This is a genomic window from Legionella cherrii, from assembly GCF_900635815.1.
GTDB classification, from domain to species: Bacteria; Pseudomonadota; Gammaproteobacteria; order Legionellales; family Legionellaceae; genus Legionella; species Legionella cherrii.
The window spans coordinates 653,846-670,525 of the sequence record NZ_LR134173.1 but is presented as its reverse complement, the minus strand read 5'-3'; the positions used below and the strand labels follow the sequence as shown (position 1 = coordinate 670,525).

The following is a 16,680-nucleotide window of genomic DNA, read 5'->3' as shown; positions in this document are numbered from 1 at the left end:
CTGCAACTAGGAATTTTTAGAGTTCTTGTTAAATCATACACTTATTTACTAAATATTATATCTGCTTATCCCTCCGTTGATTTTATGGGGAACGCGTTGCGCGTCGGAGTAATTTTAATTTTATTTTTAGTAGAATAAATTTTGGTTATTTCTGCGCCAATAAAGAAAATTTGCGCTGCATAATAAACCCAAATGAGCAGGATTATTAAAGAACCTGCCGCACCAAAGATTGAAGCAATGTGGGCGTGATGTATATAAAAACCAATTAATACTTTTCCTAAAATAAAGAGTAAGGAGGTACTTAAGGCACCTACCCACACATTATTCCATTGAAGTTTGACGTCGGGTAAGTGTTTAAACATCAGTGCAAAGACTAGGGTGGCGATTATAAAAGAAATAAAGTAACTGATTATTAATTCAGAAAAAATATTAATACCTATAAAATAGTGAAGTCGACTGCTTAAGGCAGCAAGTAAGGTAGTTATTACCAAAGAAATCAACAGTAACAGTGCTGAAATCAACACCATGGTAAAGGATAGAAATCTACTTTTGATGAAAGCAAATCTCTTTTTATGGGGATTTGATTTAACTCCCCAAATAATATTTAATCCGGCCTGCACTTCACTAAAAATTCCTGAAGCGCTGAATAATAAGATAAGAATACTCACGATTTGTACGTTTAAGAAAGTTGTTGGTAGGGTCATATTTTTAATGATTCCTTGAACTTCCAAAGCAACATCTTCCCCTACTAAAATTGTGATTTGGGACACTATTTGGCTGCGAGCCACCTCTTCCCCAAATAATGCGCCTACAATCGTAATACTAATTAATAAAATTGGGGCGAGGGAAAATAGGGTATAATAGGCAAGGGCCGCGGCAAGACTTGCTACGCGATCTTCTTGCCAATTCGTATAGACTTCCTTTATCCACGCTAAGGCTTTGATCATGAGCGATTTACTCAAAGAATATTTTGGGGATTACTTAATTTATCGTATTAGTACTTAAAAAGAATCAGTTTTTTTCCGACTTCCTATTAATGCATTCAGTTTGTGATTAAAAAAATCTAAGAGCAATAGCAATTCTCGTTTTTTTAACGAAACTAAATCTGGCATCACTTCTCTTATCACGAGGAGTCAATGTTCTTCGATGTCTCTGCAAGCAAGCACAGAACCACCCATGCGTGTTGCCTTGGCAAAATAAGTATGAATTAGTGGTCTATAATTGTACTATGTTGGTCTTGTGTCATTAATTATGAAAATTGATCAAGAGTCCGTAAATGCCCTGTGTGGCGAGAGTAGCGAAGTAGTGGTATTTGGCTTTAGCAAATATGACTACGAAGAAGTCTATAAAGGCATCAATGCAAATAATAAAATCAAAGCCTTTAATTATGACGATTACGATTTGAAGCACAAAGAGCTGCACAATAATATTCCCTATTCGATGTACCGTGTTTATAAGCTAATTCTAAATGATTTAGTCGTTGACAATTATAAAAGGAAAAAAGAAGGAAAACCCATAGTTCCTTTAATTTTTGTTATTGGTAACAGTGATGAAAGTTGTGAACCACGGCAAATTGCCAAAAGAGAAGAAGACCCTTATGAAAAGTGGGTTACTCTAACCGAGTTACGTAGGGTCTATAAACTCACAACGGAATTTGGCGCTGAATTTTCTCAAGTTGCTCGGGATACAGTTAAATTTGTAAGCCTTGATACTCAGTCTAATCCAACCAAATTAAAGCCTGTTTCCCCTTTTTGGGAAAGCAAGGACTGGCAGCACGATTGGGAGCAACGAAAAGAAGAAACCCAGCTAAGACACAACCGCTTGATAAAAAACAGCATGTGGCGGTCCAACCTACAAGGAAAGATTCAAGAAATAGATAAACTCAATCCTGATGAGGAAAATAAAGAAGGAAAAAAACTATAAGTTTCACCTCGAATCTTTATCTAAATCAGTTGCACCGCCTTCAGTGCAGTCAAGGACGGAGAGTTAAAGTATTCCTTGTTGACAATATGATCGTTCTGTTGTGAATTGATGATAGCAAAACTGATATAAACCGAACGTAATAAAAGGGGCGGAAAATACGTCAATGCTATAATGGATATGTCCAAGCAGTACGGTTAATGAAAAGAATACGGTGGCGCATAAACAAATGATACGCAGTAGCATGTGCCGCCAAAAGATCATCAGCATCAAGCAAGGCCCGCCTACGTGCCCGGAAAAAAATAAATCTCCATCAAATAAGATATAAGAAGCCAAATGGGGAGGAATACTTAATAAATTCTCAGGTGGTCCTAAATGCGTCATGCAAATGAAGACGCTGCGCACCAAGATAAAAACAGCGGCTGTTTTAGTCACGAACGGCAACCATTGTGGTTGCATCAGTAAATAGATAACGAAAACCAACCAAAAAATAAGTGCCGCATGGATGTGTAAAACATTCACATCCCATAGAGGCAAGTGATCCAGGAATAAATCAGATACCGAGGATCCTGCCATCCGTGTAGCATATAACCCGGCATAATGGATGACAACAAAACTAGTAATCAATAATATCCCACCGGTCATTAAGTAATACAAGTAATCACGGTCTTGGCATAAGGTGCGATATTGCAGAAAGACATTTCTCATGAGCGGCTCACTTGACGATACAAGGCTTCATACTGTTCGAGGCTATGCTCTATGTCATGTTGGAGTGCAAGTTTACGGCTAGCCTGACCCATGGTCTGGCATTGTGCTCGATTCGATAACATGTTCATCAGCAATTGCGAAAGACCTTCCACATCATTTTCTGCAAAAAGATAGCCATTGATACCTGGTTGTACCAGCTCTGGTAACGCCATGGCATTGGCTGCCAGAATAGGGAGTCCAGAGGCAATTGCCTCGAGTGTGACAATGCTTTGCAATTCTGCCGTGCTCGCAATCACAAAGCAATCCGCTAACCCATAAATTAAAGGATACTCTGCATCGGATAGATAACCTGCAAACGTTACATGCTGCGTCATACCTAACTGTGTGACGTGTTGCTTTAGGTGTGACTCGTAAGCCCCGGTTCCTGTTAATACGAAATGAGCATCCACGTGGTTTCGTGCCTTTGCAAATGCGGTTATCACCATCGGTAAATTTTTTTCCTGATCTAAACGACCACAGTATAATAAGATAGGTTTGCTGGGCAGGCATAAGCGATGACGTAACGGGCCTGCTTCTTGATGGGGACGAAATACATTAAGATTGACACCGCATGAAATAGCATGCACAGGGAATCGGTTATCCAACGTTCCCAGTAACGCTGCAGCGGTTTTTGTTGGCGTTGTTACTGCATCAACCTGCCGCAGCATGTCTAAAATGGGGCGCCAGCATCGGCGCGCAAACCAGGGTTTAAGGGATGAAGGCAAATGCGTATAGTGGAAAAAATTTTCAGGCATAAAGTGATTCGTCGCAACCATTGGGATCTGCAGCTTTTTTCCAAGACGAAAACAGATGCTACCTAAAAAAAATCTTCCCTGGAGGTGAATAACATCCGGCTGAAAGGTCCTTATCGCCTGTTCAATTCCTTTGCGAATGAACACGGGCCAACACACGCGAAATTGTCGATATATCCACACAGGCCAGGAACGAACGCGATATAAATGAACTCCCTGATAGGTTGTATACTCTTGTCGCACACTTCGCGATGGGCAAATCACCAGGACTTCATGGCCCCGTTGCTGTAGCTGCAGGGCGAGACGATGAGTGAAATATGCGCCCCCATTTAAATCAGGGGGATAACTATCAAGCACAGTAATAACGCGCATTGTTCACTTTTTTGAAAAATAATGCGCATCATACCAGAACGGATAATCATGTTCAAATCACGTTGTATTATTATGATCCATTCTGGTGCTATTTTATATTTCATCAATCACTAATCTCAAATTTTTTAGCCGATATTTTCTCACAATCGGTTCATGCTAAGGAGCTTGATAGCCAACTTGGTTTACAGGAAACACTCACCTGTGGGGTCAGGCCTTGAATTTTGAATTATAACCACTTGCCAATAAAAACCGGTACAATTCACAATTCAAGGCCTGACCCTGAGATACTGCTGAGATACTGGGTACAATTCACAATTCAAGGCCTGACCCTGAGATACTGCTGAGATACTGGGTACAATTCACAATTCAAGGCCTGACCCTGAGATACTGAGATTCATAGCTAAGCTATGCACACACTATAGTTCCATGAATTATGTTCATCATAGAAATGGGAAAATACGATTACATTGTTTTGTAAAGGAGGTTTTCCATAGGTTCAGGTGCCTTGGTAGAGACTAATTGCGGTGTATTATACTTGGTAGTGAACTCGCTAACCTTAAACATATAACCGGTCCCGGTCTCATTTTTCACCATCTCGATTTTTGCTTTTATTTCGGCGATCGGAACTATATTGTTTTCTGTTTCGCCTGTAACTTCCCTACGACATTGCTCCATGGTTTTCGCCAGTTCATTGTCATTAAGCTCTATCAAAGAAATACCATCACTAGCCATCGCAAAAATTCGTTGAGGACTATTTGTGTCACTAGGATCCGCATAAGAACACGAGAGAATTTTCAAATCAACGGTTGCATAGAGCGTACCGTTACTGTCTTTAGACCAATTAATGTGTCCAGTAGTTCGTCCACGTTCCAAGCCTTGAATATTACCCTCAGTCAACTTGGTTGTATTAGTAAATTCTCGCAAGAGACTGCCATGTAAAAATTGACCACCAAAATGATAAAGTTTATTCGCTCTTGAATGAGGTGTATCAATTTTATCTCCAGCAAAATTTTGTATGGCTTCTAGAATTATTCTGTCGTTATGATCATCCACATTCCCCGGAATAATCGTAGCACCATCCATTGTTACTCCTTTTCGGACAAGATCTTTAATAACCGTATACTTATCGCTCGTTTCCTCTTCTTGAGTAGATGTTTCTATATCATAAATAGCTTGTGACTCTTTGAGATCACTTTGGCTATAAGTAATTTCGCTGCAGGGAATTTCACCTTGCGCATGAAAATTGGCCAATTCATGATAACTGATTAAGACATCATGGGTTTTGAGAAGTAAACGAAATAAAGCAGAGTTTTCTGGTATTGAACATTGAACATCTTTTTTATCCGAGGGGCGTTCATCCACTTTCTTCTGTTCAATACCAATGTTTTGAGAAGTCCGATAGCGATTTTTATCTAACCAGTGCGCAAAAGAAACTTTTTTAGAAGCTGCATTAGTAATAGTTAAATGTTCTAAAGCTTGCAACGCTTCAGCCAATTCGCCAATAGTCATTGGCTGGCGATCAAGTGCTATCAGATTAAAAAAGTGATCAACAGCTGTTAAGCTACCGCCACTTTTAAAAAAACTCTTCTCTTGACTTCTATTAATCAACTTTCTTAAGTTATACCATTCACTTGCAACCTGTGCGAGTGCGGTTTGCTCTGTTCTCATATCATTGTTCTCATAAAAATTGATCATTATGCCTATTTTATGATTTAAAAATTAAGTGTATATTAAATTGAAGAGGTTCATCTTAGGACTTGATATGAAAAATCTCCTAAGTTCCTATAATTTAAGGATATTTTTTGTGTTGTCTCTACAGAACTATTCCTAGATAAATTTAAAATTATTAGGAAGTTTGCCGATTCATTCGGTTGTGTCTGCTCTGAATTTGCTATTTTAAAAGGGAGAATAATATGTTTTTTAACCCAACACCCAAAAGAACTAACGAAGATGAAAAAGTACATTGTTATTTCATTCCAATCGTGGAACAAATAAAATCTAGTGATTACAATAAAACATATATCTGGAATTTTGCGAAAGAAACCAATATAACACGCAAATTTTATTCTTCTCCCGAGGTACTCGCTCGCATGGAATCAGGACGCTTGGGTCCACACACTGTCTTATCTTGCTATAAAGTCTCATTGACCGAAGCGCAACACCAACAATTAAGAGCAGTTAGTGGTAGGGATAATGTCCTTCTAGGCTCTTTGAATTTTAGCTGCACTGATATTGAAAGCATGATCCATTTTATTCAAGGCGAGCAACAGGAACATGCGAATCCTTTCTATGAACAGAATACCACTTTAACTCACCCGGCTTGTGCTGCTTAACTAATAAAACAAAAAATATATTACGAACATATGGAAAGAGCCAAGCTTGGTTTATCCTCCGCACATCCTGGCTGGTTTGTAACTTCATTAATTCGGGCAACCCAGCAAGCGTAGCCTGTATTACAACACCTGTGGGGTCAGGCCTTGAATTTTGAATTACAACCACGTACCAATAAAAAACCGGTGCAACTCACAATTCAAGGCCTGACCCCATCAATTCACTTCACTCATCGATGCAGAAACAATAATGAGCGAATTGTTTGTAGATTGTAAATAAATACATTGATGAACCTGTTTCATTAAAAATTGAATTTGAATAAATAAACTTTGCAATTTTTTTCGGACGATTAATCGCGTTAAATTTTGTCTGATTGATAGTTATTTGTGCTTAATGCTCAATTATTTGATCTAAATAAATGCTTTGTGTTATAATTTTATACAATTGGGTAGGTGATTAATTTGCCTGTGTTGTTGGAGTTATATGATGCCCTCATCCAAAGATAAAAATCCTGATATAAATAAAAAATTCAAAGCGATAAAAGATAAAATCCAGACAGAGGTAGAAGATAAATTACGTCGAGAAGAAGCAAGAGATAAGTTACGTAAAGATATAGAAGGATTAATTGCAGCTCAATATACTTTGTCTCCCCAACAGTTTGCTGAAGAGGAAATTGCTGTAAAGCAAGCCATTGAAAAACTAGTTCTTGTACTCAGTCAACCCCCACATCAAAGATCCCTTTTAGCTGAAATTCCAATGGACTCAATTGAAAATATGACCAAAAGAGGCCATCTAACAGTTATCGCGAAACAACTGGATGAAAATTTTCTCATTGGCATTGAAAAAATATTAAAAAATTCGGATTTTGAAATGACAGCCAATGGAGAAACCATTGCTTTATCTGATTTATACAATCAATGCAAAACAGAATTAACTAAAAATGGAAAAGAGCCAAATTTTGAGGATGTACTACTTAGGATGTATTCCAAGGAGTCTCCCTTCTATAAGAAATTGAACGCTATTGTCGGTGCCTATAATGATCCATCGAGCACTTCCGACGAAGAAAGAAAAATGGCTTTTTTACTTAATATTGCCATTCATAAGGCAGGTCTTATGAAAAGGGAATTTGAAGTCCATAAAACGCCGGATTTGTTGTACCGCGGTCAAAGCTTTGGGAGCCCTATATTTAAACAAAAATTTGCACGTGTGCAGGATTTGCAAAAAAAGGGACAACTTGCTTCCTTAGCCCCTGAGCAACTGGTTGAAATTAATATTGTAGATATTATCGCAAAAAAGAATGTAAGCATGACTTCTAACATAGATATAGCCAAGGGTTTTGCTGGTAATGGAGGAGTTGTTTTGCATGTCTGTAATCCCGAACAACTTGCTGATTATTATGCGGTGGCCAATGTATCCGCTCTTCCCAACGAAGCTGAGTTTATGTCAAGAATACCTGATGACGTGGCCATGATTCCTATCGAGATAATTGAAACACAGGGTATTTATCATATTCAAGTCATGTGCATTCACTCTCAAAATACACAACTCTATCAATCCACTCGCCTTCATGACCTTAGAAACTACTTAAAAAACTTTGTTGATAAAGAAATCAATGAACCGCTTTATGGATTTTTTAATTCTTCCATGAAAAATCAAATTAATAGCGATAACTTTAATTCTTTTGGCGCACCCTCCCAGGATTTATATTCAAGAGAGTATACGCAACAACAAAAAAAATTAATGAAGGAATTAATGAGCGCTATAGAGGAATCAGAAAAGCATCCGCTCGTCGACATTGCCAAGCAAAACGAATTTTTGGAAAAGACAATAAAAATACTTAAAAACCTATATGAAACTAATCCTACAGCTAATCAGAAGCAAGAGTTAGACACCATCAATGCAATGTTCCAGGACTTTAGTGCAGCCGCCACCAATCTTAGTGTGACCCACAAGATGGCTTCTCCTAACGAGATTATCGCCAGTGAGCAGAAAAAAATGGATAAAAATTTACAGGGTAAACGGTTATGGCTTGCTGGAATGACTAGTGAAGCAGAGAGAAAGCTGATTGAACCATTAAGAAAGGATCTGGACGCTTTACTTCTTGTTAATGCTTCTTTAACGGAAAAGAGGAAGGCGGCAAATAATATTCTCGATGTGCTCAAAGCGAATCCCGGTATTGGTGCTTACTTCAAAGTATTGGAAGAAAGTATAAAGAATGTGATTAAATCTGCGGAAAAGATTGAAAAGCAAGAGCAAATTCTAATGAGGGATGCCTCTATTGTTGTACCGTTAGAAGGTGTTTTGCGAAAATCATTTTAAATAATGAGCAGGACACACACCTGCAAACCTGTGGGGTTAGGGCCTATGCACACCTGTGGGGTCAGGCCTTGAATTGTGAATTGTACCGGTTTTTATTGGCACGTGGTTGTAATTCAAAATTCAAGGCCTGACCCCATTGATGGGAATTATTTTCTCTGGCAGCCAAAATTTTTTGTATATCACCTTTGCTAAAATTTTTTCCATATACTGATAAATATTGAATTATTTGGTGGGTGTTATAAAAACTATTAGAGCTTTCCAACGAAGAGATCAATGATTCTTTGGTAATATTAGCTTTACAGAATTGGCATTGAAATTGAAATTCTTTATTCTTTTGAATGATAAGCAGAAGATGAGAGCTACATTTTAAACATCTAAAGTAATATTCCATTGGTTTAAAGCTGATTTTTTGATATGAGTCCCTACATTTTTGCAAAAGATGAAGGGATTGCCCTGAGAGCTTCTTTAGATTTTCCCACAAAGATTCGCCCCAAAATGTTTCGCTATATTGGCCACATATGGCATTCACCATTGAGAATACAGAAATCATATTTGTTTTTAATTCCTCAATAGGTGATTCGTTAAAGTGATGGACAATTTGGTTTCTAACCTCATTTATATAATGAAAATCATCTTTAATTGGGGCAATATCATAGCCACAGTCTTTTATACGATTAATTAAATCTTGATGGCCAATTGTATTCTTTTTAGGACGTATAGAAACTTTTCCTTCTTGAATGATTAATTCTGGATCATTTAGTGCAAACAGTTCAAAATCTTTTTGTTCCTGTTTTATTGTCGCTAAAAGTATAGACTTAAGAATAAGCAATACTCCTGTATGCGCTATTATTAAGGACATTTTATTTTTAAATTTTTCTACAGTTGGATTCTTAAAGATTTGGATAGCATCTAATGCAGAGAGTTTAATGAATCCAGTAGCATTTTTATATAACAGGCAGTTTTCTTGATTGATGAGGGCAAATCCATCAGATAATTGCTTCATAGAATGATCTCAATATTATATCTACGTTATTTAGAGTTATAAGAATTTATTTTCCGTGAAACCTGTTCGTTGTAACCAAACCAAAAAATCTACTCCAAATTCAGTAATGCAAAAATTATCCTCATTAGTAGTAATCAAAATAGATTGTTTCAGAAAGTTAAGATACATTTCAAAAGTCCATGTTTCAAAAAAATCAGAGTATTTTTGAGTGATGTCCATGAAATAATCGTTTACTCGATTTTTATTTAAACCATGTGGTTTATGAGAGTTAAGAATTTTTAATAAATAAATCTGGCTCCCAAATATAGAATTATAAACAGCTTGGCATCGTAAGCAAAAAAATGTTTCAGCATATTCTTTTGTCAGTATCTCAATTTTTTGGGCATCATCTGATGTCAATCTATTTATATACTCTGTTATCCCTGGAATAGCTTCGGCAACACTAGTAAAACTATAGCTCTGTGAAAGTCGTTGATTTCTAGTGTTTACCTCATCAACTGTTGATGGAGGAATAACTTGCTCTTCGGAGGGATCAAAACTAATTCCTTCCTTGCTGACTTTATTGATTCGATCTAAAAGTCGAGCAATATTATTTTTAAACTTAAAAATAAAGATAAGAAATAAAATAATAGTTGCTTGTGGCCAAGTTGGGCTTATTAAGTTAATTAAATGGTTAATTAGATTGTTGAGATGAGTTAGCCAATTCAAACTAAATTCCTTGTCCGATATACAAAATCTTGTCTACATTGCGTCTAAATGACTTTTTTGAAATTCTCTAAAAACTACAGTAACTTGATTTTATTGGTGGCCCCACTAGGACTTGAACCTAGGACCGATCGATTATGATTTATTTATAAATTTAAAAAATATTTTTCGGACTTCACCTCAAACTTCGACACATATTCGACACGTAAAATTTAAGGTTTGATTGATTTTCGCCAAAATCCAGACTGGAATTGGCTCCCCGGACAGGACTTGAACCTGTGACCTAATGATTAACAGTCATCCGCTCTACCGACTGAGCTACCGGGGAATAGGGTCGGAATCTTAAAACGATTCTGATTGAGGGTCAAGTAGATTTAATAAATAATTTTTTAAAATTGGTTTTATTTGCAGCTTTTTGGGTGGCGGGAATACATTCTACATTTTCCATTGAGTAGAAATCCCTCTCCCGTTTTTGGCAGAGGGGTAGGGGTGAGGGAATTATTTGCAATTTAATTCCCTCATCCCCCCTAAGGGGCACCTTCTCTCCCCGGGGGAGAAGGGATTATCTAACTGCAAAAACGCTGTAAACGGTTTAAGGCGTCTTGCAGGATTTCCATGCTGGTTGCAAAGGATAACCGGATGCAGCCTTCATTGCCAAAAGCAGAGCCGGGTACTAACGCCACACCTTCCTTGGCGAGTAATTCTTCAGAGAATTCAAGGTCATTCTTATAACCACGTTGTTTAATGATGGCTTGTACGCTTGGGAAAATATAAAAAGTACCATCCGCTGGAATCACTTCTATTCCAGGTATTTCTTGCAATCTGGACGCGACAAAATCATGTCTTTGGCGAAAGGCTTTAACCATTTCGACGACGCTTTCATTGCTGCCTGATAGTGCGGCTACAGCGGCTCTTTGGGCAATAGAGCAAGGATTTGAGGTTGATTGGGACTGGATGGTTTTCATCGCATTCATCAATGGCAGCGGACCTGCTGCATAACCGATGCGCCATCCCGTCATGGCATACGCTTTGGATACACCATTTAAGACGATAGTGCGGTCATATAATTCGGGGCAGGCGTTAAGAATGTTCGCAAAAGGTTGGCTCCAAAGAATATGTTCGTACATGTCGTCGGTCGCAATAATAATTTGCGGATGTTTTTGTAAGACCTCGGCTAAAGCCTTCAATTCATCCAATGTGTATGCTACTCCGGATGGATTGGATGGGCTATTTAAAAAGATTAGCCTCGTTTTGGGGGTGATGGCTTTTTCGAGTTGCTGAGCATTGATTTTGTAACGTTGCGCCGGGGTTGTAGAAATAATCACCGGGGTCGCTTCGGCCAATAACACCATATCGGGATAAGAGACCCAGTATGGCGCAGGAATAATGACTTCATCACCAGGATTAAGTAGCGCTTGGCAGAGATTGTAACAGCTTTGTTTGCCACCAACGGAAACTAAAATTTGATTGAGCTGATAATCAAGGCCATTATCTTTTTTAAATTTATTTTTAACTGCTTCTTTGAGTTCAGGTATCCCGTCAACTGCAGTGTACTTGGTGTACCCTTGCTTAATCGCAGCAATAGCGGCTTCTTTAATGTAATCGGGTGTGTCAAAATCGGGTTCACCGGTACCTAAATTAATAACATCATGCCCTTGAGCACGCATTTGGGTGGCCTTTGCTGCTACGGCCAAAGTAGGTGAAGGCTTAACTTTTTGCACGCGTTTTGCTAATGCGATATCCATTTGTTGCTCCTGTGCGATATACTAATAAGATATGAAAGATTTATTTAAACTATATGCCGATTATAAGCCCGCTGGTGACCAGCCGACAGCCATAGCCTCATTAATTGAAGGCTTGGAATCTGGTTTATCCAAACAAACCCTTTTGGGGGTTACTGGCTCGGGCAAGACCTTTACTATAGCACATGTTATTCAAACCATGCGCCGGCCTGCCCTGATTATGGCTCCCAACAAAACGCTTGCGGCTCAGCTTTATGGCGAATTTAAAGCATATTTCCCCGACAACGCGGTCGAATATTTTGTTTCCTATTATGATTATTATCAGCCAGAAGCTTATGTACCCGCGTCAGATACCTTTATTGAAAAAGATTCATCCATCAATGAGCACATAGAACAGATGCGTTTGTCTGCAACCAAAGCCTTAATTGAACGTAAAGATGCGATTATCGTCGCAACCGTATCTGCAATTTATGGTTTGGGTGATCCTGATTCCTATTTGCGTATGGTATTACATCTTTCCCGTGGAGAACAATCCGATCAGCGTAAAATTTTAAGACGACTTGCTGAAATGCAGTACACTCGCAGCAACTTGTCCCTAGAACGTGGTCAGTTTCGCGTGCATGGTGATATTATTGATATTTTTCCAGCCGATTCAGAACGCAATGCGGTACGCATTGAATTATTTGATGATGAGGTTGAAAACATTGCTCAGTTTGATCCGCTTACTGGTGAAATTTTGCAACGCTTCCCCCGAATTACTATTTTCCCTAAAACCCATTATGTGACCCCTCGTGATCGTATTTTGCAAACTGTAGATTGGGTCAAAGAGGAGTTACAAGAGCGTCTCGCTGAATTTAAGGAGCAAAACAAATTAGTTGAAGCCCAACGTTTGGAACAGCGCACTTTTTTTGATCTGGAAATGATGCTGGAATTGGGGTATTGCTCGGGTATTGAAAATTATTCCCGCTATTTATCTGGGCGTGAGGCGGGTGAACCACCGCCCACTTTATTTGATTATTTGCCTAAAGACGCCCTGCTGATTATCGATGAGTCCCACGTTACTGTACCCCAAATCGGGGGCATGTACCGAGGTGACCGTTCTCGTAAGGAGACGTTGGTACAGTATGGTTTTAGACTTCCTTCGGCCCTGGATAATCGACCGTTACGGTTTGAAGAGTTTGAAGCACGCTCACCACAAACAATTTATATTTCAGCTACTCCAGGCCCTTACGAACAGGAACATTCGGATAATGTTGCAGAACAAGTAGTGCGTCCCACCGGTCTTGTCGATCCTGAAGTCGAAATTCGACCGGTGCGCACTCAAGTTGATGATTTAATGTCAGAAATTCGTCAAGTGATTCAACAAAATGGACGCATTTTAGTGACCACTTTAACGAAACGCATGGCGGAAGATTTAACCGATTATTTGAATGAGCATGGCGTTAAAGTACGTTATTTGCATTCAGATATCGATACGGTGGAGCGAGTGGAGATCATTCGTGATTTGCGCTTAGGTGTATTTGATGTTTTGGTGGGGATCAATTTATTACGTGAAGGTTTGGATATGCCCGAAGTTGCCTTGGTTGCAATTCTTGATGCAGATAAAGAGGGTTTTTTACGTTCTGATCGCTCTTTGATTCAGACCATAGGGCGGGCTGCGCGTAACGTGAAGGGACGTGCCATTCTTTATGCTGATAAAATCACAGGCTCCATGCAAAGAGCGCTTGATGAAACCGACAGAAGACGCGAAAAGCAAAAGGCATATAATGAAGCGCATGGCATCACCCCAAAGGGATTAGCAAATCCATAACAGACATTATGGAAGGCGCTTATCAAGGAAAACGCAACACCGCTGTTGCAGAACCCAGTCCAGAATATTTGCACTGGTCAACTCAAGAATTAGTAAAACACATCAATACGTTGGAAAAACAAATGTATTTGCATGCCAAAAACATGGAGTTTGAAGCAGCAGCCAAGATTAGAGATGAGTATCTTTTATTGAAAGAGCAATTGATGAAGTAACGTTATCAGTCACTCCAACACGACTATTTACCAAGATTAGTACCTCGGATGACGAAAATTTTGCATTTCCTCAGAGGGTTGCATCTCGAAAGAAAGGAGCCCGACAGACATGGATTATGAACCCTGAGGTTCAAGTGGGTAGCGAATGAATCGGTTCAGGCTTCCCACTACAAGGTGGGCTTGCACAACGCCGATTTCAGGATGCTTCCCATGCTGTTAGCATTGGTTCTAAAATCTCTCGCTATCGGGTTAAGCTGATTATACCATGGCCATCTCGATGAAAGTCAAGAATGGCCTGGTGCAGACTTAAAAATTATGGGGGCGTTCACCTTCCTGATCTTCATTTTCCTTTTTATTTTTAGAGGCCTGCATTAACTCACGAAATCTCTGACTGCTGTTTTGAATGGACTCTTTTAATGAGGTGTGTATTCGTTCAAAAAGAGGGGTAACTGCATTTTGCATTTTTTCTACAATAGAAGAAAGTTTACGTTCGGCTTTGTCTTCATAGCGGGCTACTACATTTTTTAGATGATCTAACTTGCTTTGTATCCGATTTTTTAAGTCGTGCAAGGCTTCCTCTATTTTCCGTGTTTGTTCACTTCTCTTGGGAGGTACAACAATCCCTAAGTGAATTAATTTTTTTAACTTGGATTTAGAAAATAAGGCGCTGGCTTCAGGAAGTGCACCTCGAGTCTCACACTTCTGTGACGCTTTATCTTGAGCTGTTTCTATCTCTCTTTTTGTTTTTGTGGCTAATTCCTCGCGGTGTGCTTCCATCTCTAGGGATAAGGTGCTGTCAGGTTCGGAGGCTTTGGTTGCCGCAGCTTTAACACAGTTCGAAATTATTCTTTCCATGCCGGGTAATTTATCACAGCCCCTAACGATTTTTCCTTTGCTATCTAAAATAAATGGATTCACATCATCTGTAGAAAAGGTAATATCAGTCACTGTGAAATTCAAAGGAACGTAGGTATTTTCACGCTCACAACGCCCTCTAATCGCAGCAAAATTCTTTGCATCGTTCTGCAATTCACCGAGTTTTTCTAAAACCTGCTGCGCATGAGTTGATAATCCCTCTTTTGTTTTTGCCAAACGAAAGATCGGCGTTTGTTGTAATGCTCCAAAAATGGGGAGTGCGGCATCATAATGTTTTTGCGCCATCAGTTTTTCAGTGATTAACAGATAACGCTCCATCGCTAGGGTTCGTTCATCGATTGATTCTCTTGACAGTATGTCTTTGAGTACGAAATCCGCTATTTTATCATAGCGCTGAAAAAGAGTTTTTTTACGTGTATCGTCTACGAGCATCTTTCGCCGTGCTGCTTCAATGTAATAATCCAGTGGCATGGTTTTCATCTGTTCGATTGCAGTGATTTGTTCAGCGGCTTCTTTTCTGACTTGCTCAATCAATGGTTCATTTTCAGGAGGCTCTTGTTGTTTAAGTTGCTCTATTTTATTGTCTCGCTCTGATTCAATGGCTTTGATGGTCAGTTTTTTCGCCTTTTGGTATCCGTCTTTCTCTGCGGCCTGAAATACCTGTTCTTCAAAAATACGACGTTCGGCTAGGATGTAATAATTGGGTGGTATTTCTTCCATCTCTTGAATTGCATTGATTTCTGCGGCGGTTTCCTTGTTCACTTGTTCAGTTAATTGATTTTGTTCTGCCTCAGAGATAGCCTTTTGTTTTATCTCCCTTATTTTTGTGAATGCTTCAGTCTGAGCGACTTTGATAGCCATCTCCTTGGCCAATTGAAGACGGTCCTCTTGGGCATTAATCGCTGCTATCTCCTTAGCGGTTGCCTTATTGACTTGCTCAATCAACTGCCCCTGCTCGCCTTCAGGCGCTTGTTTCTTTATCTGCTCTATTTCTTGAGCTGCTTTAGCCTTAGAGAGATTGATGGCTAGTTCCTTAACGAGATAAAGGCAGTCCTTTTGTTCTTTAATTGCGGTGACCTTCTTTGCGGTTGCCTGAGTAATTGCAGCCAATTTCTGTGTGGCTTCCTCATTGGCTTTTTCAATCAAGTCTTTCTGCGCCTCTTCTGGCTGCCCTTGTTTTTTTATTGCCTCTATTTTTTCTTTCAGTTCCCCTCTTATATCCTCTCGTGCTTGAGCCGCTTCCGTCTCAACCCTTTTGATGGCCATTTCCTGGGCTTTTTTACTGTCTGTTTTCGCTGCTTCAAGTCCTTCTTCCCGAAAATACTGATTTAAGTTAAGCACATTGATAACGCTTTTAGCGTAGTCTTTTGAGCCTTCTGCAGCGATAGCGGCAAAGGTATCTGCCATTTTGTTCATCATGTAGCGATTAATATGCTTCATGGCTCTCAATTCCTGGCTTTTTAACGATTCAGCCTGAATCAACAGCGCATCAAAGGTTTCTCGGAAGGTCGCAAAACCGTGGTGATCGATCAACTTTTGACATTGCATCTGTAAATCACCAATTTTTGTGGGTCGGAATTCAGCAATAACGGTGCGTAGGGCGGTATGAAGATCTAACTCAAGGAGCTTTTCCACTGCAAGTGGTGGCGTGTCTTTCTTGCCCTCTTGAAGTTCGCTTAATTCAGCCAGATCATCCTCTAGACCATCCAAAACAGATTTATCTTCTTCAGAGAGGGTATCAAAAGAATGTTCCAGTTCCTCCATTAATCGATCAAATTCTCGAAGAAGTTCTTCCATCTTGTCTCGGGGTAAATCTAATGCGTCATAAGCCATTTTTAACACCTTAATTTGTAAAGCGACCTGTATCCAAAGTATAGATAAAATAGAGTTT

General features: G+C 39.3%; 11 protein-coding genes, 1 tRNA gene, 1 other RNA gene and 1 pseudogene. 4 read left to right on the top strand and 10 right to left on the bottom strand.

What is annotated here, in order from left to right:
* Nucleotides 1–65: 65 nt before the first annotated feature.
* Nucleotides 66–947 (bottom strand): YihY/virulence factor BrkB family protein, encoded by an 882-nt coding sequence (locus EL022_RS02870; RefSeq protein ID WP_028381506.1) that lies wholly within the window; start codon nt 945–947, stop codon nt 66–68.
* Nucleotides 948–1,251: 304 nt separating this feature from the next.
* On the opposite strand from EL022_RS02870, the gene EL022_RS02865 reads away from it, so the two are divergent.
* The gene (locus EL022_RS02865; RefSeq protein WP_028381507.1) at nt 1,252–1,923 is read left to right on the top strand and encodes a hypothetical protein; all 672 of its coding nucleotides are present in this window, start codon (nt 1,252–1,254) and stop codon (nt 1,921–1,923) included.
* A gap of 63 nt (nt 1,924–1,986) precedes the next feature.
* Here EL022_RS02865 and EL022_RS02860 read toward each other — a convergent pair whose 3' ends face one another.
* The 3 genes from EL022_RS02860 to EL022_RS02850 form a co-directional block, all read right to left on the bottom strand.
* Nucleotides 1,987–2,628, bottom strand: coding sequence for a phosphatase PAP2-related protein (locus tag EL022_RS02860; protein WP_051544476.1), 642 nt, complete (start codon nt 2,626–2,628; stop codon nt 1,987–1,989).
* Entirely contained in the window at nt 2,625–3,791 is a 1,167-nt protein-coding gene (locus EL022_RS02855) for a glycosyltransferase (RefSeq protein ID WP_028381508.1), read from the bottom strand. Before EL022_RS02855 ends, EL022_RS02860 begins: the two co-directional genes overlap by 4 nt.
* Before the next feature lie 462 nt (nt 3,792–4,253).
* Entirely contained in the window at nt 4,254–5,459 is a 1,206-nt protein-coding gene (locus EL022_RS02850; protein ID WP_028381509.1) for a hypothetical protein, read from the bottom strand.
* A 245-nt stretch (nt 5,460–5,704) separates the two neighbouring features.
* On the opposite strand from EL022_RS02850, the gene EL022_RS02845 reads away from it, so the two are divergent.
* Both EL022_RS02845 and EL022_RS02840 read left to right on the top strand, forming a co-directional pair.
* Complete coding sequence (locus EL022_RS02845) at nt 5,705–6,124, top strand: hypothetical protein (RefSeq protein ID WP_028381510.1); 420 nt, start codon at nt 5,705–5,707, stop codon at nt 6,122–6,124.
* Between the two features lie 481 nt (nt 6,125–6,605).
* Nucleotides 6,606–8,441, top strand: coding sequence for a hypothetical protein (locus tag EL022_RS02840; RefSeq protein WP_126325073.1), 1,836 nt, complete (start codon nt 6,606–6,608; stop codon nt 8,439–8,441).
* A 61-nt stretch (nt 8,442–8,502) separates the two neighbouring features.
* On the opposite strand, the gene EL022_RS02835 is transcribed toward EL022_RS02840, so the two are convergent.
* From EL022_RS02835 to EL022_RS02820, 4 genes are all read right to left on the bottom strand, one after another.
* Nucleotides 8,503–9,444, bottom strand: coding sequence for a hypothetical protein (locus EL022_RS02835; protein ID WP_028381512.1), 942 nt, complete (start codon nt 9,442–9,444; stop codon nt 8,503–8,505).
* Between the two features lie 36 nt (nt 9,445–9,480).
* Nucleotides 9,481–10,152 (bottom strand): hypothetical protein, encoded by a 672-nt coding sequence (locus EL022_RS02830; protein ID WP_028381513.1) that lies wholly within the window; start codon nt 10,150–10,152, stop codon nt 9,481–9,483.
* A gap of 249 nt (nt 10,153–10,401) precedes the next feature.
* Nucleotides 10,402–10,477: transfer RNA gene (locus EL022_RS02825), tRNA-Asn, on the bottom strand.
* Nucleotides 10,478–10,715: 238 nt separating this feature from the next.
* Nucleotides 10,716–11,894 carry a pyridoxal phosphate-dependent aminotransferase gene (locus EL022_RS02820; RefSeq protein WP_028381514.1) on the bottom strand — a complete coding sequence of 393 codons (1,179 nt, stop codon included), beginning with the start codon at nt 11,892–11,894 and terminating at the stop codon, nt 10,716–10,718.
* Nucleotides 11,895–11,925: 31 nt separating this feature from the next.
* On the opposite strand from EL022_RS02820, the pseudogene uvrB reads away from it, so the two are divergent.
* Nucleotides 11,926–13,913: pseudogene (gene uvrB, locus EL022_RS02815) on the top strand (excinuclease ABC subunit UvrB).
* 93 nt (nt 13,914–14,006) lie between these two features.
* On the opposite strand, the gene ssrS reads toward uvrB, so the two are convergent.
* Together ssrS and EL022_RS02805 are read right to left on the bottom strand one after the other, a co-directional pair.
* Nucleotides 14,007–14,167, bottom strand: a non-coding RNA gene (gene ssrS, locus EL022_RS02810) — 6S RNA.
* Between the two features lie 52 nt (nt 14,168–14,219).
* Nucleotides 14,220–16,622, bottom strand: a complete 2,403-nt coding sequence (locus tag EL022_RS02805; protein ID WP_035900997.1) for a RasGEF domain-containing protein — start codon at nt 16,620–16,622, stop codon at nt 14,220–14,222.
* Nucleotides 16,623–16,680 lie beyond the last annotated feature (58 nt).